General features: G+C 63.7%; 23 protein-coding genes. 13 read left to right on the top strand and 10 right to left on the bottom strand.

The annotated features are described in order from the left end of the window. The first annotated feature begins 62 nt into the window (after positions 1–62). Positions 63–1640 carry a polyphosphate:AMP phosphotransferase gene (gene pap / locus HBA54_RS21365; RefSeq protein ID WP_167228480.1) on the top strand — a complete coding sequence of 526 codons (1578 nt, stop codon included), beginning with the start codon at positions 63–65 and terminating at the stop codon, positions 1638–1640. Positions 1641–1663: 23 nt separating this feature from the next. Here pap and HBA54_RS21360 read toward each other — a convergent pair whose 3' ends face one another. Continuing rightward, positions 1664–2242 (bottom strand): DedA family protein, encoded by a 579-nt coding sequence (locus HBA54_RS21360; protein WP_167228478.1) that lies wholly within the window; start codon positions 2240–2242, stop codon positions 1664–1666. Positions 2243–2514: 272 nt separating this feature from the next. On the opposite strand from HBA54_RS21360, the gene HBA54_RS21355 reads away from it, so the two are divergent. From HBA54_RS21355 to HBA54_RS21345, 3 genes are all read left to right on the top strand, one after another. Beyond that, positions 2515–3324 carry a transglutaminase-like domain-containing protein gene (locus HBA54_RS21355; RefSeq protein ID WP_167228476.1) on the top strand — a complete coding sequence of 270 codons (810 nt, stop codon included), beginning with the start codon at positions 2515–2517 and terminating at the stop codon, positions 3322–3324. 134 nt (positions 3325–3458) lie between these two features. After that, a complete protein-coding gene (locus HBA54_RS21350) occupies positions 3459–3992 on the top strand; it encodes a disulfide bond formation protein B (protein WP_322096083.1) in 534 nt (177 codons plus the stop codon). Continuing rightward, complete coding sequence (locus tag HBA54_RS21345; RefSeq protein ID WP_167228474.1) at positions 3989–4624, top strand: demethoxyubiquinone hydroxylase family protein; 636 nt, start codon at positions 3989–3991, stop codon at positions 4622–4624. The genes HBA54_RS21350 and HBA54_RS21345 overlap by 4 nt, the downstream gene beginning before the upstream one ends. A 79-nt stretch (positions 4625–4703) precedes the next feature. On the opposite strand, the gene HBA54_RS21340 is transcribed toward HBA54_RS21345, so the two are convergent. Next, positions 4704–5264, bottom strand: coding sequence for an HNH endonuclease (locus HBA54_RS21340; RefSeq protein WP_167228472.1), 561 nt, complete (start codon positions 5262–5264; stop codon positions 4704–4706). 442 nt (positions 5265–5706) lie between these two features. Here HBA54_RS21340 and HBA54_RS21335 point away from each other — a divergent pair, with 442 nt between their 5' ends. Then, positions 5707–7890 carry a methyl-accepting chemotaxis protein gene (locus HBA54_RS21335; RefSeq protein WP_167228470.1) on the top strand — a complete coding sequence of 728 codons (2184 nt, stop codon included), beginning with the start codon at positions 5707–5709 and terminating at the stop codon, positions 7888–7890. 44 nt (positions 7891–7934) lie between these two features. Here the strand turns inward: HBA54_RS21335 and HBA54_RS21330 are convergent, their stop codons facing one another. Beyond that, positions 7935–8837, bottom strand: coding sequence for a LysR family transcriptional regulator (locus HBA54_RS21330; RefSeq protein WP_167228468.1), 903 nt, complete (start codon positions 8835–8837; stop codon positions 7935–7937). Between the two features lie 473 nt (positions 8838–9310). On the opposite strand from HBA54_RS21330, the gene HBA54_RS21325 reads away from it, so the two are divergent. Next, the gene (locus HBA54_RS21325) at positions 9311–9652 is read left to right on the top strand and encodes an antibiotic biosynthesis monooxygenase (RefSeq protein WP_167228466.1); all 342 of its coding nucleotides are present in this window, start codon (positions 9311–9313) and stop codon (positions 9650–9652) included. On the opposite strand, the gene HBA54_RS21320 is transcribed toward HBA54_RS21325, so the two are convergent. Then, positions 9649–10338 carry an alpha/beta hydrolase gene (locus tag HBA54_RS21320; RefSeq protein ID WP_167228464.1) on the bottom strand — a complete coding sequence of 230 codons (690 nt, stop codon included), beginning with the start codon at positions 10336–10338 and terminating at the stop codon, positions 9649–9651. The two genes, HBA54_RS21325 and HBA54_RS21320, sit on opposite strands and share 4 nt — an antisense overlap. Before the next feature lie 19 nt (positions 10339–10357). Next, positions 10358–11095, bottom strand: a complete 738-nt coding sequence (locus HBA54_RS21315) for a DNA-3-methyladenine glycosylase family protein (protein ID WP_167228462.1) — start codon at positions 11093–11095, stop codon at positions 10358–10360. Between the two features lie 63 nt (positions 11096–11158). Between HBA54_RS21315 and gluQRS the strand changes: the two genes are divergently transcribed. Continuing rightward, positions 11159–12022 carry a tRNA glutamyl-Q(34) synthetase GluQRS gene (gluQRS, locus tag HBA54_RS21310; RefSeq protein WP_167228460.1) on the top strand — a complete coding sequence of 288 codons (864 nt, stop codon included), beginning with the start codon at positions 11159–11161 and terminating at the stop codon, positions 12020–12022. 12 nt (positions 12023–12034) lie between these two features. Beyond that, entirely contained in the window at positions 12035–13012 is a 978-nt protein-coding gene (locus HBA54_RS21305) for a DUF3137 domain-containing protein (RefSeq protein WP_167228458.1), read from the top strand. A gap of 21 nt (positions 13013–13033) precedes the next feature. Here HBA54_RS21305 and HBA54_RS21300 read toward each other — a convergent pair whose 3' ends face one another. The 4 genes from HBA54_RS21300 to HBA54_RS21285 all read right to left on the bottom strand — a co-directional run bounded on the left by HBA54_RS21300 (position 13034) and on the right by HBA54_RS21285 (position 17227). Continuing rightward, the gene (locus tag HBA54_RS21300) at positions 13034–13831 is read right to left on the bottom strand and encodes an IclR family transcriptional regulator (RefSeq protein WP_205944816.1); all 798 of its coding nucleotides are present in this window, start codon (positions 13829–13831) and stop codon (positions 13034–13036) included. Between the two features lie 21 nt (positions 13832–13852). After that, the gene (locus tag HBA54_RS21295; protein ID WP_167228456.1) at positions 13853–15214 is read right to left on the bottom strand and encodes a TRAP transporter large permease; all 1362 of its coding nucleotides are present in this window, start codon (positions 15212–15214) and stop codon (positions 13853–13855) included. Between the two features lie 10 nt (positions 15215–15224). Continuing rightward, entirely contained in the window at positions 15225–15893 is a 669-nt protein-coding gene (locus tag HBA54_RS21290) for a TRAP transporter small permease (protein ID WP_167228454.1), read from the bottom strand. A gap of 98 nt (positions 15894–15991) precedes the next feature. Beyond that, positions 15992–17227: a TRAP transporter substrate-binding protein gene (locus tag HBA54_RS21285; protein WP_167228452.1), complete on the bottom strand. Its 1236-nt coding sequence runs from the start codon at positions 17225–17227 to the stop codon at positions 15992–15994. A 114-nt stretch (positions 17228–17341) separates the two neighbouring features. On the opposite strand from HBA54_RS21285, the gene HBA54_RS21280 reads away from it, so the two are divergent. After that, positions 17342–18946, top strand: a complete 1605-nt coding sequence (locus tag HBA54_RS21280) for a GMC family oxidoreductase (RefSeq protein WP_167228450.1) — start codon at positions 17342–17344, stop codon at positions 18944–18946. Here the strand turns inward: HBA54_RS21280 and HBA54_RS21275 are convergent. Continuing rightward, the gene (locus HBA54_RS21275) at positions 18943–19803 is read right to left on the bottom strand and encodes a DUF4743 domain-containing protein (protein ID WP_167228448.1); all 861 of its coding nucleotides are present in this window, start codon (positions 19801–19803) and stop codon (positions 18943–18945) included. The genes HBA54_RS21280 and HBA54_RS21275 overlap by 4 nt on opposite strands. Positions 19804–20082: 279 nt before the next feature. On the opposite strand from HBA54_RS21275, the gene HBA54_RS21270 reads away from it, so the two are divergent. From HBA54_RS21270 to HBA54_RS21255, 4 genes are all read left to right on the top strand, one after another. Continuing rightward, the gene (locus tag HBA54_RS21270) at positions 20083–21771 is read left to right on the top strand and encodes an FAD-dependent oxidoreductase (protein WP_167228446.1); all 1689 of its coding nucleotides are present in this window, start codon (positions 20083–20085) and stop codon (positions 21769–21771) included. A 34-nt stretch (positions 21772–21805) separates the two neighbouring features. Further along, a complete protein-coding gene (locus HBA54_RS21265) occupies positions 21806–22192 on the top strand; it encodes a hypothetical protein (protein WP_167228445.1) in 387 nt (128 codons plus the stop codon). Positions 22193–22418: 226 nt separating this feature from the next. Continuing rightward, positions 22419–23180 (top strand): ATP-binding cassette domain-containing protein, encoded by a 762-nt coding sequence (locus tag HBA54_RS21260; RefSeq protein WP_205944815.1) that lies wholly within the window; start codon positions 22419–22421, stop codon positions 23178–23180. A gap of 14 nt (positions 23181–23194) precedes the next feature. Beyond that, on the top strand, positions 23195–24310 hold the full coding sequence (locus HBA54_RS21255) for an ABC transporter permease (protein ID WP_205944814.1): 1116 nt from the start codon (positions 23195–23197) through the stop codon (positions 24308–24310). Positions 24311–24329 lie beyond the last annotated feature (19 nt).

The raw sequence follows: 24329 nt of genomic DNA, 5'->3' as shown, positions 1-24329 counted from the left end.
CGTGGTCAAAGGACCGCGAGAAGCGAAAAACAGAGCCTGGCCGGTGGGATTAGGGAGGGCGCATGTTTGAGACTGCGGAACTTGGCCGGACGATTTCCAAGGCCGAATTCAAGAAGACCGCGCCGGTCCTGCGCGAAGAACTGCTTGAACTGCAGTACGAACTGCACCGGGGTGGGCCGTTCCAGGTGCTGATGGTTTTTGCCGGGGTGGACGGCGCCGGTAAAGGCGAGACCGTCAGCCTGCTGAATGCCTGGATGGATCCGCGCTGGCTGATCACCCGCGCCTACGACGAGGCGGCCGCCGACGAGCGTGACCGTCCGGAATTCTGGTGCTATTGGCGCGACCTGCCGCCGCGCGGCCAGATCGGTATGTTTTTGAGCGCCTGGTATCATCGGCCGGTTCTCGAACGGGTCTACGAACAAACCGACGAGGCCACCTTCCTGAAACAGCTCGACCGGATCAACCGCTTCGAGCACGGCCTAGCCCGCGACGGCGCGCTGATCCTGAAGTTCTGGATGCATTTGAGCCGCGATGCCCAGGAAAAGCGCTTGACCAGTCTCGAAAACGATCCCCTGACCAAGGCCCGGGTCACCGAGCGCGACTGGCAACACCTGGGCATCTACGACCGCTTCATCGATACCGCCGAGCTCGTTATCTCGCGCACCAACCGCGGGGTTGCGCCCTGGACGGTGGTCGAGGGGGCGGATCCGAACTACCGCTCCATCACCGTGCCCAGCCTGTTGCGCGACGCCCTGGAGCGACGGCTCCGGGAGGTCAGGGTCGAGGACTCCAGCAAGGCAAAACCCGGCAAGGCATCGAAGAAATCCGGGAACGCGGCGGCGGGCGCCGCGGATACCAAAACACCCGCTGCAGGCAGGCGATCAAACAGCAAAGGCTTCGACGCCGCCAACGCGGTCACCGTGCTCAGCCAGCTCGACATGTCCAAGCGGGTCACCAAGGCCACCTACAAAAAGACGCTCGCCGAGCTGCAGGCCAGGCTGCATGCCCTGCACCTTCGGGCCAAGACCCGGAAGATGTCGAGCATCCTTGTCTTCGAAGGCCCCGACGCCGCCGGCAAGGGCGGCGCCATCCGCCGGGTGAACGAAGCCCTGGATGCCCGCAACTACCAGGTCTACGGCATCGCCGCGCCGACCGACGAGGAGTTGGCCCAGCACTATCTCTGGCGCTTCTGGCGGCGCCTCTCGCGTGATGGCCATATCACCATCTTCGACCGCTCCTGGTACGGCCGGGCGCTGGTCGAGCGGATCGAAGGCTTTGCCAGCGAAGACGAATGGCGCCGCTCCTATGGGGAGATCAACGACTTCGAAGAACAGCTCATCGACCACGGCACCGTGCTGGTGAAATACTGGGTTCACATCACCAAGGAAGAACAGCTGGCGCGCTTCAAGCTACGCGACAAGACGCCCTACAAGCGCTGGAAGCTGACCGAGGAAGACTGGCGCAACCGCGATCGCTGGGGCGACTACGAGCAGGCGGTCAACGATATGGTACAGTACACCAGCACTTCGGCGGCGCCCTGGACCCTGGTGGAGGGCAATGACAAACGCTTTGCCCGCTTGAAAGTGGTGAAGACTTTCTGCGACCGCCTGGCCGCCGCCCTCGGCGATCCGCCGGGCTGAGCCGGCCCCGGCCCGGGTCTGCTCTAGCGGTTCGGCAGAACGGCCAGGCGTTTCAGCTGGCGCCAGGCGATCAGCACCGCAAGAACGAACAGCACCAGCAGCACAACGCTTGCCAGCCCCCAGCCCTGCTCGACAGCCTGTGCGATGCTGGCACCGAAAACATAGCCGGTGCCGACCAGCAGCGCGGTCCACAAGGCGGCGGAAGCGGCGTTCAGGATCGTGAAGCGAGACCACGCCAAAGTCCCCAGGCCGACCGGCAGGGCGCCGATGGTCCGCATTCCCTTGGGATAGCGGTACACGAACATATAGGCCGTGCCGTAGTGGTCGGAAAGCACCCTTGCGGTATCGAGGGCGCGGCGCAAACGCGGGCGGCCCGCGAACAATCCGTCGCCATAACGCCGCGCCAAGGCGAAACGGGCCTCGTCGCCAAGATAGCCGCCGGCAAAGGTAACGGCGGCCACCAACACCGGATCGAGAGCGCCGGTGTAGGCGGCGTAACCGGCCAAGAGCGGCAGAGCGCCGCTCTTCAAGGCGCAATAGGCCAGAAGAATCAGATAGACCGCGAGGCCGTATTCGCGCACCAGATCGAGCAGGGATTCCATTCTAAGGGTATTCCCTAAGGGACCGCGCCTTCCCTGGCAATCAGATGTCGGCGCCTTGTGCGGCTTGCGGTGGCCCCTTGCGATTGCCCGGCATCGCCACAAGCCCCCGGCCCGGGTCTTTTTTCCCGCATCGCCTTTCCGGCCGAAACCTGCCATCGTGGGCTGCGCGTTCCCGGACCGCCATGCGACGGTCGTGGATTGAAAGCGGCAGCGTCGTGACCAGTGTCGCGAAGACCAGGCGCGTTGAACCGGGATCGCGGGAAGGGAGTACCATGCGCATTCGGTTGGGCTGCGAACTGAACTACGACATCCCGAAGCCGACCCCGATGATCGTCATTCTCAACGTACATTATTCGCGCTTTGCGGATCTCGAACGTCCCGATCATCTCGTCAGCGATCCCCCGGTGCCGATTGAGAGCTATCGGGACAGTTTCGGCAACTGGTGCAACCGCCTGGTTGCCCCGACCGGGCGTTTCACCCTGGGCACCGACGGCATCGTCCGTGACGATGGACAGGCCGACCCGATAGACCTGAATGCCGCACAGCACCCGGTGGAGGTTTTGCCGCCGGACACCTTGCTGTTCCTTCTGGGAAGCCGCTACTGCGAGACCGACCGCCTTTCCGAGGAGGCCTGGCGGCTGTTCGAAGGCACGCCCCTGGGCTGGCCCCGCGTTCAGGCGATCTGCGACTTCGTCCATCGCCACATCACCTTCGGCTATGAACATTCCCGCCCCACCAGAACCGCCGCGGAAGCCTACGCCGAAGGCCTTGGGGTGTGCCGCGATTACACCCACCTGGCGATTGCCTTTTGCCGCTGCATGAACATCCCGGCCCGCTACTGCACGGGTTACATCAGCGACATCGGCACACCAAAGCCATATGGCGTCATGGACTTCGCTGCCTGGATGGAGGTCTATCTCGGCGGGCGGTGGTGGGTCTTCGATCCTCGCAACAATGCCCCGCGCATCGGCCGGGTTCTCATCGCCCAGGGGCGCGACGCGTCGGATGTCCCCCTGACCCACACCTTCGGGGCCAACGAACTCGTCGGCTTTCGGGTCTGGACCGATGAAATCACCCAGTGAGCGACCCGGGTGAGCGGCCCGGCGATCGGCGCGCCGCTACAAAACGCCGCCCTGCCTTGGCCTGTGCTTTGTGAGCAAGTAAGCTTTCGCCTTCGCAACAAATCGCCGCGACGAAAACGAAGGACCCTGCCCAAGTGACAACGCTTTCGATGCCGCGGCGTCCCTCCCCAAGGCTCTGGCCGGCCCTGCTGGCTGCCGCCTGCCTGGGGGCCCTGGGCGCCGCCCTGGCGTCCCAGTACTGGGGCGGCCTGTACCCCTGCGTGCTTTGCATCTATCAGCGCTATGCCTATGGCGCGGCCTTGGCGGCGGCGCTGGCCGCATTGATCCTGGCCGACCGTGCGGACCTGCGCCGCCTGGCGCTTTTGATCGCCGGCCTGGCCTTTCTCGCCGGGGCGGGCCTGGCGGCTTTTCATGTCGGGGTGGAGCAGAAATGGTGGGAAGGCCTGGCGAGCTGCAGTGCCCCGGGCCTGCCGGCCGACGCCAGCGTCGATGAACTGCGCCGCCTGCTGCTGGACCAGCCCTTCGCGCCCTGCGATGCCGTTGCCTGGTCGCTGTTCGGCCTGTCGATCGCCGGCTACAATCTGATCGCCTCGATCGTCCTGGCCGGGCTGGCCCTGCGGGCCGCCCTCGCCAAGACCCGGCCCACCATGGGAAGGAGCTTATCATGACCAAGCAGGCCAGGCGCCGGGACGGCCTTTCCGCAGCGGCCACGGATGAAGCAATACCGGATGAGGCAGCCCCGTCTGAAGCAAGACCGGCACCCGGGACCTATCTGCCGGGCGATCCGGACCGCGACGAACAGCTTGCCCGCATGCTGCGTGTCGATCATGCCGGGGAGTACGGCGCAAGGCGCATCTATGAAGGCCAGTTGGCCGTGCTCGGCCGCTCCCCGGTGGCACCCACGATCCGCCACATGCACGAACAGGAAGCAAAACACCTGGAGACCTTCGAGCGCCTGCTGGTGGAGAACCGTACCAGGCCGACTGTCCTGCAGCCGGTCTGGCACGTCGCCGGCTTCGCCCTGGGCGCCGCCACCGCCCTGATGGGCGAGAAGGCCGCCATGGCCTGCACCGTGGCGGTGGAGGAAGTGATCGACGAACACTATGCCCATCAGGCCGAACAGCTGGACCAGACCCAGACCGCCCTGAAGGACACCATCGAGACCTTCCGCGCCGAGGAGCTGGAGCATCGCGACATCGGGCTTCAGCACGGCGCCGAAGAAGCCACCGGCTACGAGGTGCTGAGTGCTGCGGTGAAGACCGGGTCGCGCCTGGCCATCTGGCTGTCGAAACGGATCTGAAACGACTGTTGGCCGTTTCGACTGACGTCGAAACGGCACCGGCCCGGTGCCGCAAACCGGAAAGAGACCCGGAAAGAGATTACGTCTCCAGTTCGCTGTCCCAGTAAAGAAAATCCCGCCAACTCTCATGGAGGAAATTTGGCGGGAAGGAACGGCCGTTTTCTTGGAGCTGGTAGGTCGAAGGCTCCTTTACCGGTCTCATAAGGGCCATGCCCGTCTCCTTCAGCAGCCTGTTGGCCTTCACCAGATTGCAGTCCTGACAGGCCGTTACGACATTCTCCCAGGAGGTTCGCCCACCCCGCGAGCGCGGCACGATGTGATCGAAGGTCAGATCCTCGGCCGGCAGCGAATCCGTGCAGTACTGACATTGAAAGTGATCTCGCAGGAACACGTTGAACCGCGTGAAGGCGGGCCGCCGGTCAAGGCTGACGTATTGCTTCAGCGCGATGACGCTGGGCAGCTTCATCTGGAAACTCGGCGAGCGCACGACCGTATCGTATTCGGAGACGATGTTGACCCGCTCCAGGAAGACGGCCTTGATCGAATCTTGCCAGGACCAGAGAGACAGGGGGAAGTAACTCAACGGACGAAAGTCTGCGTTGAGGACGAGCGCCGGGTAGGTTTGAGCAGCACCGGTCATCGTCCGGTCCTTCTTTCCTCAGCTTCGTTCCATGGCTCAATCGCCAATCCACTGGACAACCAATAGATACTAAATGTGGTCGCGACATACAAGATATGGGGCGTCGCTTCCGCAAAGGCTTCATTGAAATCTCATGATCAGCGGTTGCTTCATCGCCCACCGCAGATCAACCGGGGACCTTCTGCCTCTGCCACCGTCTCGAAGGTCGAGGAATATCTGATCAAATTCCCATACCCACCAAACCATCGTCTCTTGGAAGGTTACCGCGATACCCAAAATCGATGTTTCGGGGGCCATACCCCAAAAGACGTTTGCATAAGAACAATCTAATCAAAATAACTAACTTATTCTTAAAAGGTCCCATGCTACCTCCCCGCAGAGGTTAGCCATGCGCCCACATCACACTATAGCGTGTAAAGGGCGCCAGATCTGGGTGGGATGAATGTCGAACATCGAGAAAGCCGTTTCCCGGCGCCGAGGGGCCGGTGGCCTTAGCATTGCGCGCAAGCTGCCGTTGGTCATCGTCGCCGCGGCCCTGGTCTCCGCCGTTGCGGTTGGCTTCAGCAACTATTTGATCGCCGCCGCCGACCTGCGCGAAGAGGCCGAGCGGAAACTGACGGCCCTGCGCGAAGCCCGGACCGATGCCCTGAGCGACTATCTGGCATCCATTCAGCAGGATTTGAGAATCCTCGCCGGGAACGAGACGGTGCTGGCGGCGCTGGACGACTTCACCGCCGCCTGGCAGGAGCTGGGGCCGGACGCCGGGGCCGAACTGCAGCGCCTCTACATCACCGACAATCCCCACCCGCTGGGCGAGAAGGACAACCTGGACCGCGCCACCGACAACTCGCGCTACAGCGACCTCCACGGCCGTTATCATCCCTGGCTCCGCAGCTTCCTGCGGGAGCGCGGCTACTACGATGTTTTCCTCTTCGATGCCCAGGGCAACCTTATCTATTCGGTATTCAAGGAACTGGATTACGCGACCAACCTCAACACCGGCGAGTGGAAGGACACCGATCTCGGGAATGCCTTTCGCGCCGCCGCGGCCAATCCGACCGTCGGCGCCCAGACCTTCTTCGACTTCAAACCTTACGCGCCGAGCCACGGCGCCCCGGCCAGTTTCATCTCGACGCCGTTGCTGGGCCCGGGCGGTCAGTTCGCCGGTGCGCTGGTCTACCAGATGCCGATCGACAACCTGAACCACGTGATGCTGAATTCGGCGGGTCTCGGCGAAACCGGCCAATCCTACATCGTCGGCGATGATTCCCTGATGCGGAGCAACTCGCGCTTCAGCGAAGAATCGACGATCCTCGTCCAGCGCATCGAAAACGATGCCGTGGCCAAGGCGCTGAGCGGCGAGTCGGGAATCATCACGGTCGAAGACTACCGCGGCCACGAAGCGGAGATCGCCTATGGAGCCTTCGACTTCATGGGCACCCGCTGGGCCCTGATCGCCGAAGCCGAGACCAGCGAGCTCTTTGCCGCCATCGCATCAATGCGCAACACCGCCCTGATCATTACCGCCGTGACGCTGGCGCTGATCTCCGCCCTCGGCTACCTGGTGTCGCTCTCCATCGTGCGGCCGCTCAGCGCCATGACCGAAGCCATGCGCAAACTGGCTGCCGGTGACAAAAAGGTTGAGATCCCCGCGACCGACCGCGGCGACGAGCTGGGCAACATGGCGGCAGCGGTGCAGATCTTCAAGGACCAGGGGATCAAAGCCGAGAAGCTGGCCGTAGAGCAAGCCGAGCGCGACAAGCGCGCCACCGAGGAAAAGCGCGAGGCCACCCTGAAGGTCGCCGACGACCTGGAAACCAGCATCAAGTCGGTGGTCGATGCCGTCTCCGCCTCAGCCGAGCAGTTGCAAGCCACCGCAAGTGCCATGAGCCAGAGCGCCCAGGACACCGACCAGCGCGCCGGCGAAGTGGCCGCCGCCTCCGATGAAGCCTCCGCAGGGGTGCAGACCGTTGCCTCGGCCTCTGAAGAGCTTTCCAGTTCGATCCAGGAAATCAGCCGACAGGTTTCCCAGTCGACGGAGATTTCCAAGGATGCCGTCGCCCAGGCCGACCAGACCTCCAAGACCGTGCAGAGCCTCTCCGACGGGGCCCAGAAGATCGGTGACGTGATATCGCTGATCAACGACATTGCCGAGCAGACCAATCTGCTGGCATTGAACGCGACCATCGAAGCGGCGCGGGCCGGCGAGGCGGGCAAGGGCTTTGCCGTCGTCGCCAACGAAGTCAAATCCCTGGCCAACCAGACCGCCAAGGCGACCGAAGAGATATCGGCACAGATCGGCGGCATGCAGTCGGCCACCGGCGAGACCGTGAAAGCGATCGACGAGGTGCGCCAGTCCATCAACCGGATCAACGAAGTCAGTTCCGGCATCGCCTCGGCCGTCGAGGAGCAGAACTCGGCGACCTTGGAGATTTCCCGCAATGTGCAGCAGGCTTCCCAGGGCACCCAGCGTGTAACCGCCAACATTCTTGGCGTCACAGAGACCGCGGCGGAGACGGGTCAGTCGGCGGGGCTGGTCTCCAGCGCAACGGAGGAGCTGTCGAGCCAGGCACAGAGCCTGCGCAAGTCGATCGAAGGCATCCTTGCCTCCATGCGGGCCGCCTAGAAGTCGGTCCTCTCAGGCTGGTTACTTTAGGATGGGGCGTCGCTTCAGCGGCGCCCCATTTTCATGTCCGGGTCCTCACCGGCCCTGGCAATGATGAAATCGAGGACCGCCCGCACCCTTGCCGTGCGCCTGAGGTCACGGTGCGACAGCAGCCAGAGATCGATCGAAACGTTGAAGCTGTCAGTCAGCAGGCGGACAAGTTCACTATCGCCCCGCGCCATGTAAAGCGGCAGTGCCAAAATCCCGGCCCCTGCCCGCACAGCGGCAAGCTGCACGAGGATCGAATTGCAGCGGAATGCCACCTCTGTATCGCGCGACAGGGAGCGCAGACGCCGCGCCTGCCGCAGCTCCGCGATCTCGCGAACCGATTCGATGATGTCATGACCCGCCAGGTCGCCCGGTGTCTTCGGCTCGCCCCTGGCGGCGAGATAATCGACAGAGGCAAAAAGGCCGCAATGGATCTGACCGATCCGCCGACCGACCAGGGCATCGGATCGCGGATTGCCGACGCGCAAAGCGATGTCCGCCTCCCGCCGCAGCAGATCATGGGCGGAAACACCGACAAGCACCTCCACCTCCAGGGCCGGATAGGCACGCCGCAGGGCCGGTATGAGCGGCGACAGCCAAAAGGTACCAAGCCCTTCGGCGGTCGCGATGCTGACCCGGCCGGCCAGGGCCGTATCCGCCCCTTCGACCAGCCGTTCGATGTTGAAAGCATCGCTCTGCATGCGCTCCGCCGCTTCAACCGCCCGCCGGCCCGTCGCCGTTAGCTGATACCCCTGGTTCAGGCGGTCGAAGAGCCGCGCCTGAATACGCTCTTCCAGCTGCGCAATGCGCCGCCCCACGGTCGGTTGCGCCACACCCAGGACGCGTGCGGCCGCAGAGAGACTGCCGCTTTCGGCGACCGCCAGGAAATAGCGGTAATCATCCCAATTAGTCAAAGACACAGGCTTCAGGCCCCCGCAAAGTATCACATCATCATGCGTTTTCGCATGGGTAGTATACATCTTTAGACCATTTAAGTTGACCCTAAAGTACCCTTCTTATGCGTGTAGGCAGGCAAAACACCCGATTGGAGAAAGCTCATGCCCAGCCCGTACCTGACACGCCGCCTCAGAAGCTTTGAGGAAGCGAACGCCGCCCAGGACAGAGAAAACGGCGACAAGGCAGAGATCAACAGCTGTTGGCAGCCCGCTTCCCCGACTATCGGGGGCACCAGAGGCGAACTGGAGAACAGGACGCAGCAGACCGCCTGACAGCGCGCAATCTTGAAAACATTGGGGAGACGGCCGCCCCTGCCAAGCCGGCCTGAATAAAACGCAACAGAAGGCAGAAGCACGCCTGCGGTGGGAGCCGACGACGTGGACCCGCACAAGGGTTTCCACGCCAACAGGAGAAGTGCATCTGAGGGGTAATACAAATGTATGCACGCTTGATCATGATGACGGTGAAGCCCGGCGACAGTGCCACCGCGACCCGACTGTCCGAAACTCTTGCAACAGAGGTGCAGTCACTCGCCGGATTTCACAAAGCCACTTTCTTCTGTGACCCGCGCTACGGCGAATACGCGATGCTCAGTGTCTGGCACAGCGAAGAAGACGCGATCATCGCCGGCCGCCTGCTCTGCTCAAAGATCGAATCCGGCAGCGCCGGCGAAACCGTCTCCCAGCCAGCCTCGAAGCTCTACGAAATCTACGAGCCGGAAATCGCAGTAAAGCCCAGGGGGCCGCAGATGCCGGATGCCGAAGTATCGGCGCGCTAAGCGGACTCAGCCCCGGCGGCGATGAGATGCTGCCGCAGCGCCAGGGCGGCGAACTCCAACCCTTCCTGATCGATCCCGTGCCCGAGACCCGGACGGGCCAGGCTCTTCACCGGCACCTGGCAGGCGCCAAGCGCCGCCTCCGCCGCCGGCAGGGCGGCGAAGGGCACCACGGGATCGGCCTCGCCATGGACCAGCACGACCGGCGGACGGCTGACCAGTTCGCCGGTCAGCAACTCCGGCTTCACCAGGGCGCCGGAGAATCCGATCACCAGGGCGCAGGGCTTCGCGCGGCGCAGCGCCACATGAAGCGCCGTCATGGTACCCTGCGAAAAGCCGATCAAAGCCAGCTGCCCGTCGTCCAGGCCGTGCCTGGCAAGCTCCTGATCGAGAAAGTCGTTCAGAGCAGGCGCAACCGCCTGCACCCCCGCCAGCATGGCCTCCGGCGCATAGCCCTGAAGACTGAACCACTGCCGCCCCATCGGTGCCATGTCACAGGGAAACGGCGCGTCGGGCGAGACGAAAGCCGTCTCCGGCAGCAGCGGCGCCAGGATCGGCGCCAGGGAAATCAGGTCGTTGCCGTCAGCCCCCAGGCCATGCAGGAACACCACCAGACGCGAAACCTTGCCGCCCGCTTCCGGGCCGTGACGCGGACCGTCGAGTGTTTGAGTGGGGTCTGGCGATTGCATAGGCCTGGGATCTCCTGTTCTAGGGACGCTTGGTCGAGGCTTTCCGGGCGCGGGCGGTCTGGCTGGCCAGGGTGCCGTCTCCCTGACCCAAGGCCACCCCCGGATGCCGGTAAAGATGCCAGAGGAAGCGCGCCGCAGCGCTGCGGAAGGGACGCCAGGGTTCGCCCAAAGTCAACATCGCCTTGCGGTCCGGCCGCTCCGCCAGACCCTTCAGATGCTGGGCGGCAACGCAGAGCGCGAGATCATCGACCGGCAGGATGTCAGGTCGCCCGAGGGCGAAGAGCAGATAGATCTCCGCGGTCCAGGGCCCGATGCCCTTGATCCGGGTCAGCGCGGCGATGGCCGCCGCATCGTCCAGAGCGGCAAGCCCGTCGATATCGAGGCCGCCGCCGGCGATCTCCTCAGCCAGGATGCGGCCATAGCGCATCTTGGGCCGGCTGAAGCCAACCGCCTTCAGGTCGTCCTCGCCCAACAGCAAAAACCGCTCGGCGGTCAGCGGCATCGCCCGTTCTTCCAGGCGCGTGACGATGGCGCGCGCCGACTGTACGGAGACCTGCTGGCCCGCGATCATGCGGATCAATCCGGCAAAGCCCGGCTCGCTGCTGCGCTCCGGCGGCAAACCGCAACGCTTGTAGGCCTTTGCCATATCGGGGTCTTGCCGCGCCAGGACTTCCATCGCCGGGCGCAGGCGCTCATCGGGAACCGGGCCCTGGACTTCCTCTGGGCGTGCTGGCTTGGGGATTGGCTTTGGGATCATGACTGGACTTTAGCGCCCTGAGCCCTTAGTGCCAAAGACATGTCTACGGCAGAGATCACCTCTATGGCGGAGACCACCCGTTTCGCCCCCTCGCCCAGCGGCTATCTGCATCTGGGCCACGCCTATTCCGCCCTGTTCACAGCGCGGGCGGCGGCGGCGAACGGCGGGCGCTTCCTGCTGCGCATCGATGACATCGACGTCGAGCGCGCCCGGGCCGAGTTCGAGGCCGCCATCTTCGACGACCTCGCCTGGCTCGGCCTGAGCTGGGAACAACCGCTGCGCCGCCAGTCAGACTGCGCCGCCGACTATGCGCTTGCCCTGCAACGCCTGCGCGAACGGGGCGTGACCTACCCCTGTTTCTGCACCCGCAAGGAGATTGCCGCAGAGATCGCCCGCGCCGGGGCCGCCCCCCATGGCCCCAACGAATCCGTCTACCCCGGCACCTGCCGGGGCCTGAGCGCAGCAGCGCGCGACGCACGCATCGCCGCCGGCGAGGCCTATGCCCTGCGCCTGGACATGGAACGCGCCCTGGCTGAGGCCGAGCGCGAGAACGGCGGCCCACTGACCTGGCACGACCGGGGCCGGGGCAGGCAGCGCTGCGACCCACGCCCGCAGGGCGATGTGGTGATGACCCGCAAGGACGTCGCGGCCAGCTATCACCTGGCCGTGGTGGTCGACGACGCGGCTCAGGACATCACCCTGGTCACCCGCGGCGCGGACCTGTTCGAGGCAAGCCACGTCCACCGCCTGCTGCAACACCTGTTGGCGCTGCCGGTGCCGGACTACCACCACCACCGCCTGCTCACCGACGAAAACGGCAAGCGCCTGGCCAAACGCCATGACGCGCTCTCCATTCGTGCCCTGCGCGAAGCCGGGCATACGTTGGAAGAAGTGATCGCGATGACCGAACAACCGCAATCGAGCTGAGAGAAGGGTTCAATGGCAGAGACCACGAAACCAGCAGAGGGAAATCGATCTTTCGAAGACTTCTTCGCTGCCGAGGTCGCGCCCGGGTTAGCGCCGCTTGAGGTTGCGCGCAAGGAACGCCTGCGGGCCGCCTATACCCGCGCCGCCGGCACCGCCTTCGTCACCGCAGCGGCAACCGGCATCGCCCTTGCCTGGAGCGCGGAGCCGATTGTGCCGGTCCTGACCGCCGCCGCCGGCCTGATTGGCGGCTTTTTCTGGACGACGTTACCCGGCCGGCGCCACCGCGCGGCGCTGCGCAAACTGGTCGTCGAGCCGCTGCGGCGATTCCTTGGTGGCCTGGAGTATCACCGCAAGCCAGGCGGACGCTTCGACCTGGAGGTCTTCCGGCGCAGCGGCGTCACCGCCGGCTTCAACCGGGCCAAGCTCGAAGACCTGCTCATCGGACGATACCGCGATACCGACTACAGCCTGGTCGAAGCCCGCTTGAAGCAAAGCCGCCGGTCCGGAACGAAGCGCGAAGAGCGCGGCACCTTTACCGGCCTGCTGTGCCAGGTTTCGGTCCCGGTGACCTTCACCTGCACCGTCCTATTGATCGGCGACAAGGGCAAACTCGGCAACTGGGTCGTGGATCTGGTGCGCAGCAGCCTTACCAACCTCTCCGCCGTAACCATGAACCACAAAGCCTTCGAAGCGCGCTATCAGGTCTACAGCGACCAGCCGGAAGAGGCCCGCGCCCTCCTCCAAACCGCCTTGCTGGACTCCCTGCTGGCCATCTCCGAAGCGGTCGGCCGCAAGTCGGTCAACTGCGCCTTCATCGACGGCCGTTTCCTGATCGCCATCCCGCACGGCGACAACCTTTTTGAGATCGGCCGGCTGCACCGCTCGCTCGAGCATGCCGAGGAGGACGTGCGCCGCCTCGCCGTGGAGTTCACCATTCCCCACCGCCTGATCGACACGCTGCACGGCGACCGCCCGCAGACGATCATCTGAGATCGAGGCCGGCAACTGAAATCAAGGTTGGGGCTGCTGATCCGTTTCGATCAGGGCAGCGAGCCGTCGCGCCGCTTCGCGCAGCACCGGAACGTGGGATCGCGCCTGCTCCAGGGTCATGCGCAGGCGCGGCGCATGGACCGCGAGGGTGGCAAAGAGACGCCCCTCGGAATCGGTCACGGGCACCGCGACCGCCACCATGCCGTCGAGGAACTCCTCGTCGTCGGTGCCGATCTGCTCCTCCCGGATACGGTCCAGGGCCCTACTCAGATCCGCGATCTCCGTGATGGTATTGGGCGTGCGCGCCTCTGGCTTCAGGCTGGCCAAGAGGGCGTCGCGCGCACTCCTGGGCAGGTTGCTCAGGTAGAGCTTCCCACTGGCGGTACAATAGAACGGTACCTGCGTGCCGACCGGCAGCTGGATGCGCAGCGACCACTTCGTCTCAACCCGGTCGAGATAGATCATCGCATCATGGTCCGGGATGGCGATGTTGCAGGTCTCTCCGATCTCCTCGGCCACCGTTTTCAGTACCGCGAGCCGTGCGGTACGGATGCGAAGCGACGAAAGCACGTTGGTCGACAGCTTTCTGAGCCGCCGGCCGGCGGTGTAGGAGCGCCCATCGATGTCGCGTTGCAGAAAGCCCTCCGCCTCAAGGGTGGCGAAGAGACGGTGGATCGTGGCCTTGGGCAGCCCCAGCTGCATGTTCAGGTCGGTTGGCGTCATCGGGACGCCGACCCGGGCAATCTCCTCCAGGATCAAAAGCAGTCGAAGGTTGGTCGGTATCGTATCGTTCTTGCTGCTCGACTCTGCGACTTTCACCAATGCTCCTCCGTGCCACCCCTAGCGATTCGGCAACAGCGCCGTTGCGAGTTCAGGCGTAAGTGCCACGATGACCCAGACTGAAATCAATGCGACAAGATAAGGCACGATGAACTTGAGCAGCCGGAAATAGGGAACACCGGTGACACCACTCGCGACATAGAGGTTCAGCCCGTAAGGCGGCGTAACAAAGCCGATCGAGGCCCCGACCAGGAAGATCACCGAGAAATGTATCGGGTCAATGCCCACGGAGGCGGCGATCGGCGCCAGGATCGGCGCCAGGATAATGGTGACCGGCAGGCTTTCGAGAATCATGCCGGAAACGAACACGATCGCCATCGCCGTGAACAGTACGGCGTGATAGCCGCCCATGCCGGTTACGAAATCACCGATCACCTGCTGTGCGCCCAGCAGAGAGAGGATCTGCTGCATCACCACCGAGACCGCGATCAGCGGCGCCAGAATGCCGGTGATCTGCGCCGAGCGCATGGTGATTGCCGGAATCTCGGTCAGCTTGAAGCCCTCGACGACAAGCATCTCGCTGTAGCCTTTTTCAGCGATCGGCCGGTTGGGGTCCATCGATCCCATGATCCGATACAGCGGCAGCGAAATCACCCCGACGATGATACAGAAACCGACGGTCACGCCGGCAGCCTCGGTGGGTGAGAACTTGCCCGTATAGATCCCCCAGAGGACCAGGCCGATGGCAAAGAACCCAAGCCAGGCGCCGAAAGCGGTCTTGAGCACGCGGCCCAGCTGCAGCTGGATCAGATGCCCCCAGCCGTTGATCCGGCAGATGATCCAACAGGCAAACTGCATGCCGATGACCATCATCGCACCGGGGATGATGCCCGCCACGAAGAGGTCCGAAATCGGCAGGTTCATCAGGAAGCCGTAGACGATGAAGATGATCGAAGGCGGGATGATGATACCCACCGTACCGCCGGCGGCGGCCGTTGCCGCCGAGAAGCGCTCGTCATAGCCGCCCTTGACCATCTCCGGATGCAGCATCGAGCCAATCGTTGCCGTGGTCGCGGAATTGGAGCCGGAAATCGCCGCGAACAGGCCGCAGGCGCCGATGCTGGCCATGGCCAGGCCGCCGCGCATCCAGCCGAGGCAGGAGTAGGCAAAATCCGAGAGTCTTCGGGCGATGCCCGACTTGTTGATCAGGTCGCCGGTGAGGATGAAAAGCGGCATCGCCAGAAGCGCGAAGCCATCGGTGAAAACGTCGGACAAGGCCGCGCCGATGTTGTCCAGCGTCATACCCAACACGAAACTGCAGCCGATCACCCAGTATGCGATCACCAGGAAGACCGGCACGCCGGCCATGAAGAGTACCGTCACGCCGAGAGAGATGAGAGTAACCCAGGTTCCGTCAGTCATCTTGCCCTCCTCAATCCGCGCCGATGACGGCTTGTACGATCAGCGGCGAATCGGAGCGATAGTTGCCGATGTCCTCGATCAGATTCTCCAGAACGCGCGCCGCCATCAGAACGAAACTGATGGGAACGGTGACAAGGAACCACCACTGCAGGACGTCATCGGTACCGAGCATGATCTGAAAGTTGGCGGCGGAGTTGGCGGCCACCTTCGTCGAGGTGACGACAACGACCCAGCAGAACACCAACCAGAGCACGGCATCCAGGGCAAGGCAGAACATCTGCCCGCCGCGCGGCAGGTTCATGCGGAATTCGTTGAAGGCCAAGTGGGTCCGAAGCCGGACGTTATAAGAACAGCCGAACCAGGTCATGATCAGGAAGAGGAAGGGCGGCAGGGTTGTCGACCAGGGCACCTGTTCGTTCAGGATGAAGCGCCGGAACACCTCCACGAAGATGATCGCGCCGATGATCAAGTAGGTCCAGACCATCACGCTGCGCTCCAGATGCCGATCGATGAGCGGCACGAAGCGATAAACCGCCAACACAGCCGTCGCGCCCAGCAGCGTGACGACAAAGCCAAGCAGCCAGACGCCGTCGCCGCGCATGGCCTCGCTGATCATCCAGGCATCGTTCGAGAAGAAGGCGCTGATAATTGCGCCGGATTCGGCAAACAGGGTCCCCATTCGGATTTCCTCCCGCGGAGCCGGTTCGTGCCGGCTTCCAGCATTATGGAATGACTAGGCGGCTCCCGCCAGGAGCCGCCCGTCATCTTTGCCGAAAATCAGACCGAACGCCACCAGCGTCGCGGCTCGACGTTTTCCGGCTTCATATCGGCCGGCACCTCGCGGGCGACCTTGTGGATGTCGGTGTAGGTATCGATGCCGCCGGCCCAGTTGTTGAGCCGCTCGCGCCATTGGGCCCAAGGCTCGGGATTGTACTCCGGCGAACACATCTCTTCGGCCATCTTGATCTGATCCTCGGCCAGGAAGGCCGGACGGACATCGTTCTCGGCAAAGATCGTGCCGGGAAGCTGCGGATCGGAGAAGCCCACCGTCTTGACCAGCGCCGCCTCGTTGGCCGCCTGAACATGAACCTGCGCGAGATAGGAGGATTCCATCACGGCATCCTGCAGGTGCGGCTCCAGACCGTCGAAGACCTTGGCCGACATGGAGGTATGCTCGGTGCCGCAGAAGAACTTCAGATCGACCGACTGGGAAACCACCGGCGACATATTGGCGTAGGCCACCGCAGAAGCCCAGGTTTCGGCGCCGTCGATCAGGCCCTGCTTCAGTCCGTCAAGCGTCTCTTCCCAGGCAACCGGCACCGGGTTGAGGTTGAGAAGTTGCATGGCGATGCGGCCAAGTTGCGTTCCGGTGACGCGGTTCTTGGTACCGAAAAGCTCTTCGAGCTTCGTGACCGTCGGCTTGTCTTTCGCCTTCAGGCCCAACTGAATGCCGCGCAGTTCGGCGTGGGAGAACAGGAACTTCAGGCCGTGGCGCTTCTCCAGCGGATCGCGCAGGATCCTCTGGCTCTCCGGGCTGTAGAGGAAGTGATACTGCGACGCGCGGCCGGGGAACATAAAGGCGTAGTCGAGAACGTTCAGATAAGGCGCGCCGCCGGCCGAGTTCTGGGTCGACGCGGCATAGATGTCGACGATGCCAAGCTGGGTCTTTTCAACACAGGAAAGCTGGCCGCAGATCTGGTTGTCGCCGATGAATTCTACCCGAATTTCGCCTTCGGTCCGTTCTTCCAGATCGCGTGCGAACTCCAAAGCGCCGGCGCGCTCAATCAGCAGGTTGCGGGCGTTGAAGCCGGAGGCGCCGAATTTCAGCTGATGCTTGGCTTCCTTGGCGAAGCGCTTCGTATAGGTCGACTCTGCCGCCCGGGCCAGCGAGGCGATGCTCACCGCACCGCCGAAGCTACCGGCCGCCAACAAGGTCGAGGTGAGGCCGTATTGGCCGGTGAGCTTGAAGAGGTCGCGTCGCGAGATGCCGCTAAGCGTTTCAGAGACCTTCATTTCTTCCTCCCTATTTTTGTTTTATTAGAAAATGAGACTTGTAGTCTCAAAAAAAGCATACTACGATAGTTTATTCAAGATGTAAAACCGGTATATTGGGAGAATGCACACTAAATGGTTGTGTTGGAAGCCGATTATATCGTTCTAGGCGCAGGATCGGCCGGCTGCGTGCTGGCAAACCGGCTGAGCGCCGACCCCAAGACGCGGGTCGTGCTTCTGGAGGCCGGCGGCCGCGACATCAATCCATGGATCCATATCCCGGTCGGCTACTTCAAAACCATGCACAATCCCAGTGTCGACTGGTGCTACATGACCGAGCCGGACCCGGGCCTGAACGGCCGCCGCCTCGACTGGCCGCGCGGCAAGGTGCTGGGCGGATCCTCATCGCTCAACGGCCTGCTCTATGTGCGCGGGCAGGCTCAGGACTACGACCGCTGGCGCCAGATGGGCAATCCGGGCTGGAGCTGGGACGACGTGCTGCCGCTGTTCAAGCGCGCCGAGGACCAGGAGCGCGGCGCCGACGACTATCACGGCACCGGCGGCCCCCTCACGGTTTCCAACATGCGGCTGAAGCGGCCGATCTGCGATTCCTGGGTCGCGGCGGCGCAAAACGAGGGTTATCCCTTCAACACCGACTACAATGGCGCCGATCAGGAAGGGGTGGGCTACTTCCAGCTGACGGCACGAAAGGGCCGGCGCTGCTCGGCGGCGGTCGCCTATCTCAATCCGGTCAAGAAGCGGCCGAACCTGCAGATCGTCACCCGGGCCCATGTCACCCGCGTGATCTTCGAGGGGAACCGCGCGGCCGGCGTCGCCTACCTCGACAAAGCGGGCCGCGCCTGCGAGGTACGCACGAAGGGTGAAGTGATTCTCAGCGCCGGCGCCATCGGCTCACCGCAGATCCTGATGCTCTCCGGCATCGGCGAAGCAAGTCACCTGAAAGAGAACGGAATCGACGTTCTCGCCGACCTGCCGGGCGTCGGCAAGAACCTGCAGGATCACCTGCAGGCGCGGCTTGTCTACAAATGCAATGAGCCGACGCTGAACGACGAAGTACGAAGCCTGTACAACAAAGCGCGAATCGGGCTGAAATACCTGATGTTCCGCGCCGGGCCGATGGCCATGGCCGCCAGTCTTGCCACCGGCTTCCTCAAGACCAGGCCCGAGCTGGAAACCCCTGATATCCAGTTTCACATTCAACCCTGGTCGGCCGACAGCCCGGGCGAAGGGGTACATCCCTTCTCCGCCTTCACCATGTCGGTCTGTCAGCTTCGGCCGGAGAGCCGCGGCGAGCTCCGCTTGAAGGACAATCAGGCCCGAACCTATCCCACGATTCATCCGAACTACCTGGCCACGGAAACCGACCAGCGAACCGTTGTGGACGGCGTCAAGATCGCACGGCAGATCGCCAAGCAGGCGCCGCTGTCCAGCAAGATCGCCAGCAGCCATAGCCCCGCACCGGACGTCGAGGGCGATGAAGGCCTGCTGGAATGGGTACGCAACACCGCAACGACGATCTACCACCCGACCGGGACCTGCAAGATGGGCCCGGACCCGCAAGCGGTCGTCGATGCCCGGCTGAAGGTGCACGGCATCCAGGGCCTTCGGATCGCCGACTGCTCGATCATGCCGGAAATCGTCTCGGGCAATACCAATGCCCCAGCGATCATGATCGGCGAGAAAGCAAGCGACCTGATCCTGGCCGACGCCCGCGCTTAACCGGAAACGGACCCCTTGAGGCCTTCGACGATGGCTTGGTAGTCCGGTTCATCGTCGGGCGTCAGGATGCCATGGCGCAGGGCGAAGTCGATGATCACCAGGGCCACGTTGAATTTGAAGTCCTCGCTCTCGCGCACCACAGCCAAGACTTTCTCCATCGGCCAGAGTTCGAAGGATTCCACCTCGCCGTCACTGTTCTGCGGTACGAAATCGGCGGGCAGTTCCAGGTCATAGCAAAAGGCGACGTCGTTGCGCAGGCCATCCGGCATGGCGCAGCGGTACTTGACCGCCCCGACCGGCAGGGCCCTGGCCGCCAGGGCCGGCGACACCCCCGCCTCCTCCCCGCATTCCTTGATGACATTTTCCATCAGCCCCAGGCCGTAGGGCTGGCCACCGGCGGTCAGGTGATCGAGCTTGCCGGGCGCGGTCGGCTTGTCGAGCGCACGGCGGCCGATCCACATCTCGATGCCCTGACGCCCGCGAACGAAGCCGTTCACATGAACCCCGTAGCACGGCAGGCCGAAGCGCGGCACCGCCGCCCGCTCCATCCTGAACAGCGGCGCCTGCCCCCACTTCAGCGAAACCGCGTAATCCTCGCCACGCCAGCCTGGAAAGGCGCCGGCAGCGCGCAGTTCCCCGACCACCTCCGTCAAAGCCGCGCTCCGCGACTCGAAGCCGCTCAGCGCCGGCGACAGCGATACCGCGTCCTTACCGATATCGAAAACCTTCGGAAAGGCGGAAAGAGTGTCGGGGAAGTCCCGCGCCAACCCGCCGACGGCCGAACCGTCCACCAGAAACGGCAGGTAGTCCCCGGGGTTCCAGCGGTGGCAGCGCGCGATGCGGTCCAGATAGCTCATGGCGCGGAACCTAACCACCGGCGCGCGGCAACGCCACGCCTTTTCCCGTCACTCCGGCACTGCCCTGGACAGCCATGGGATCGGCAATAGATCAATTGCTGTAGCGGGCACCAACGCGGCGCGGCGGGTTTGGCAAAACCGTTTGCAAGCACGCCGCCAGAGGACCACATGCCGAGAACAGCGGGCGGAACCCACGCGCCCGATCAGCATTTTCTAAAGTGACCCGTCGAGAAGAGTCTCCAAAGGCAACACCCCCCGAACAGGAGCACAATCGAAAAGATGGTCGAATCGAAAACCGTCGAAGACCCCGGAGCTGCAACCGACGCCTATGCCCGCAGCGCCCAGATTTTTCCCAAACTCACGGCCGAGCAGATCGAGCGCGCGCTGCCCTTCGGCAAGCGCGAGCCCCTGAAGAAGGACACGGTCCTCTTCTCGCGCGGCGACCGCAGCGTCGACTGCTTTATCATACTGGAAGGCAACATCGAGATCATCGATCCGGCGCGCGACGGCGAGACGGTCATCACTGTTCACGAAGCCAGCGGCTTCACCGGCGAGCTTGACCTTTTCAACGACCGTAAGATCCTGGTCGGCGGGCGCATGGGTGCCGACGGAGAGGTGCTGCGCCTGAACCGCGCCCAACTGCGCCGGCTGCTGACGGCGGAACCGGACATCGGCGAGATCATCACCCGCGCCTTGATCCTGCGCCGGGTCGGGCTGATCCAGGAAACCCAGGGCGGCGTTACTGTGGTCGGCCGGCGGCGCGACCGGGACACCCTGCGGATCGCCCGCTTCCTGCGGCGCAACGGCTATCCGCACCGCGTCGTCGACGCCGAGGAAGACACCGAGGCCGGCGAATTGCTGCGCGCCCACGGTTGCGATGCGGCCCAACTGCCGGTGGTCTTCAACGCCGGCGAGGAAAAACAGTACAACCCATCGAACCTGGACCTCTCCAAGCATCTCGGCCTGTTCGAAGAGCCGGACGGATCGACGCCCTGCGATGTCATTGTCGTCGGGGCCGGGCCTTCAGGTCTGGCCGCCGCGGTCTATGCCGCCTCCGAAGGGCTGAACACCCTGGTGCTGGAGGGCGAGGCGCCGGGCGGACAGGCGGGCACCAGCTCCAAGATCGAAAACTACCTGGGCTTTCCGACCGGGATTTCCGGACAGGCCCTGGCCGGCCGGGCCCAGGTGCAGGCGCAGAAGTTCGGCGCCGTGATCTCGATCCCGCGCAAGGTGGTGTCACTCGACTGCAGCGAGCGGCCCTTCACCCTGCGGACCGAAGACGGCGGTACCTTCCGCTGCTGGAGCGTGGTGATCGCTTCCGGCGCGACCTACCGGCGCCTCGGGCTCGACAACCAGGAAGCCTACGAAGGCAGCGGCATCCACTATGCCGCCACCGCGCTGGAAGCCGATCTCTGCCGCAACGAAGAAATCGCAGTGGTCGGCGGCGGCAACTCGGCGGGCCAGGCCGCCATCTTTCTCTCGCGTCACGCCGCCCATGTCCACATGCTGATCCGCAGCGACAGCTTGGCCGCCAGCATGTCGGACTATCTGGTCGGCCGCATCGATGCCTCGCCGCGGATCACCCTGCACCGGAACACCGAGATCACAGCGCTGGAAGGCACCCGCTATCTCGAGACGATGAACTGGCGGAACCGCCAAAGCAACAGCGAGGAGAAGCGGCAGATCGCCAACCTCTTTCTCATGATCGGGGCCAGTCCCAACACCCAGTGGCTCGGCGGCTGCGTGAAACTGGACGACAGGGGCTTCGTCTGCACCGGAACGGAAGCCGCCGCCGACGCCTGGCCCCTGGCGCGCCCGCCGCACGTGCTGGAAACCAGCCAACCCGGCGTCTTCGCGGTCGGCGATGCCCGATCCGGTTCGGTGAAGCGCGTGGCTTCGGCCGTCGGCGAAGGATCGATCTCAGTGCAGTTCCTTCACAAGGTGCTGGCCGAAACCGCGCCCGCTTGAAACAGGAGCCCGCCTTGAACAGGAGGAAGTAAGGATGGACTACAAGGATCTTCCCGACATCGGTGAACCGGGCACCGCGGCGCCCTTTCAGCTGGATCGCCTGCGCGGCTGGGGTCTCGGCGACCTTGCGTCGGCCTGCACGACCCGCGAACAGGCCCTGCTCGCCCATCACTGCGCGCTCTACGTCCGCATGGTCTGGCAGGAGCTGTTCGGCGACGAGAGCGAGCCACCCGCCGAGGCGATCCGCCACTGCGTCGGCGAGCTGATCGGCAAACCCGGTATGCTCGGCCGGGCCGAACGGGCCGCGCATCTGGACAGCGGCGTCGACTACCGCGCCGCCGGGATCGCCGCGGGAATCGACGAAGACCCGGACCTGCGCAACGCCGTGGCAGCGGCACTACAACTCCACAAGCCGTCTTAGCGTCAGGGCGATGGAGGTTTCAACGGCGGCGTAAGAGAGCCGCCCTTGGGAAGAGAGACTCGCGATCATTGACTTTCGAAATGTTATCGATAACATTCATACAGCATAACGTAACCGGCAAACTTCTTCCCGGATAAAAGGCGGTCTTGCAACCCGCTCTCCCGGATCGCCCGGCCCTCTTTCGCGGGCCGCAAAGAAAAGAAGATCCGGGCTGGGAGGACGCAAAATGGCAGCGAGAGAGCCCATCATTTCCATGCGCGGCGTCAGCAAGCGCTTCGGTGGTGTCACCGCACTGCAGGACGTCGATCTGGACGCTTATCCCGGCGAGGTGCTGGCCATCGTCGGCGACAACGGTGCCGGCAAGTCCACGCTCATCAAGATTCTCACCGGCGTCTACCGGGCAACCGGCGGCACCATTGAGATGGATGGGGAAATCCTGTCCATGAACAGCCATTCCGAGGCCATCGCGCGCGGGATCGATGCGGTCTATCAGACTCTCGCCCTGGCCGATCATCTTGATCCGGCATCCAACATGTTCCTCGGCTCCGAGCTTACGAAGTCCTTCCTGGGCTTTCCGCTGCTCGACAACAAACGCATGCGCGAAGAATCCGAGCGCGTCCTGTTCGACCGCCTCGGCGTGCGCTTGCCGAACATGGACGCGCCGACGGAGAGTCTCTCCGGTGGGCAGCGCCAGGCGGTCGCCATCGCGCGCGCCGTCTACCACAGCGACCTGCGCGTGCTGGTGATGGATGAACCGACGGCGGCGCTTGGCCCGCAGGAAACCGCGCGCACCCTGAAACTGATCGAGGTGTTGCGGGAACAGGGTCTGGCCATCGTGCTGATCTCTCACTCGCTTGACGATGTCTTCGCCGTTTCCGACCGCATCCAGGTCATGCGCCGCGGGCGCTGCGTCGGGATCGTCAAAACCGCCGAGAGCAGCACCCAGGAGGTCCTGGGACTGATCGTCGGTGTGACGGAAGACGCCTGAGAAACGAGGGAACCTTGGCTGAGAACGCACAAAATCAATTGAAGGAACGCCTCGATCCCTACATGGCGATCATCGCCCCCCTGGCGATGATCCTGATGATCGCGGCCTTCATGGGTATCGCCGAGCCAACCCGGTATTTCCGGCTGTCGAACCTGAACATCATCCTGCTTGAAGCAGCCCTCTACATGCCGATGGCCATGGCGATGACCTTCGTCATCACCCAGCGCGGTATCGATCTCTCCATCGGGTCGGTCGCCGCGCTGACCAGCATCATCATGGCCTTCCTCATCAAGCAGTACGGTTTCCCCGACTGGGCCGCCGTATCGATCGCCATCTGTCTGGGTGGTCTGCTTGGCCTGATCAACGGACTCATCATCACCAAGTTCCGCGTGCCCGACCTGATCGGCACTCTGGCAATGGATCTTGTCTATCGCGGCCTCGCGCTGGTCCTCGCCAAGGGCCTGGTGCTGGCGCGTTTTCCCGACCTCATTACCGATATCGGCCGCGGCCGCCTGGAATGGTTTCTGCCGATCCCGGTGACCATCGGCATCCTTGCCTTCATCGTCGGCTTCGTGCTGCTGAAGCGCACCCACTTCGGGCGCTACTCGATTGCCATAGGCTCCAGCCCCGAAGCCGCCGAATTGACCGGCATCGCCGTCGACCGTTACAAGCTGCACGCCTATATCCTGATGGGCACCATGGCGGCACTGGCCGGCGTCATGCTGGCGGGCAAGCTGAACGCCGTGCAGGCAACCTCGGCACCTTACTTCAACCTGCATGTCATCGCCGCCGTGGTGGTCGGCGGCACGTCCCTGTTCGGCGGGCGCGCCTCGCTGCTCGGCTCCTTCGCCGGCGTGCTGCTGCTCTCCATGATGATCAATGCCCTGGTGACCCTACGCATCGAGTTCTTCTGGCAGTCGGTCGGCTCGGGCGTCGTGATCATCACCTCGGTCGCCCTCTTCACCTGGCTGCAGAAGAAAGACCGCGACGGAGGAGGCGGGCTTTTCGCCGCTTTCGCAACGCCGGAGAACATCAAGATCGTGAAGCTCAGCGGCGGCCTGCTGGCGCTGTTGATCGCCTTGCTGGCACTGGGCCACTTCCTGTCCGGCGCCCCAGTAGCGAGTGGGTAGGACGGCCAGCGGTTAAAGG

The organism is Pelagibius litoralis (genome assembly GCF_011683915.1).
Taxonomy (GTDB): domain Bacteria; phylum Pseudomonadota; class Alphaproteobacteria; order Kiloniellales; family Kiloniellaceae; genus Pelagibius; species Pelagibius litoralis.
Note: the sequence above shows the minus strand (reverse complement) of the source record. Positions and strands in the feature narration are given on the sequence as shown.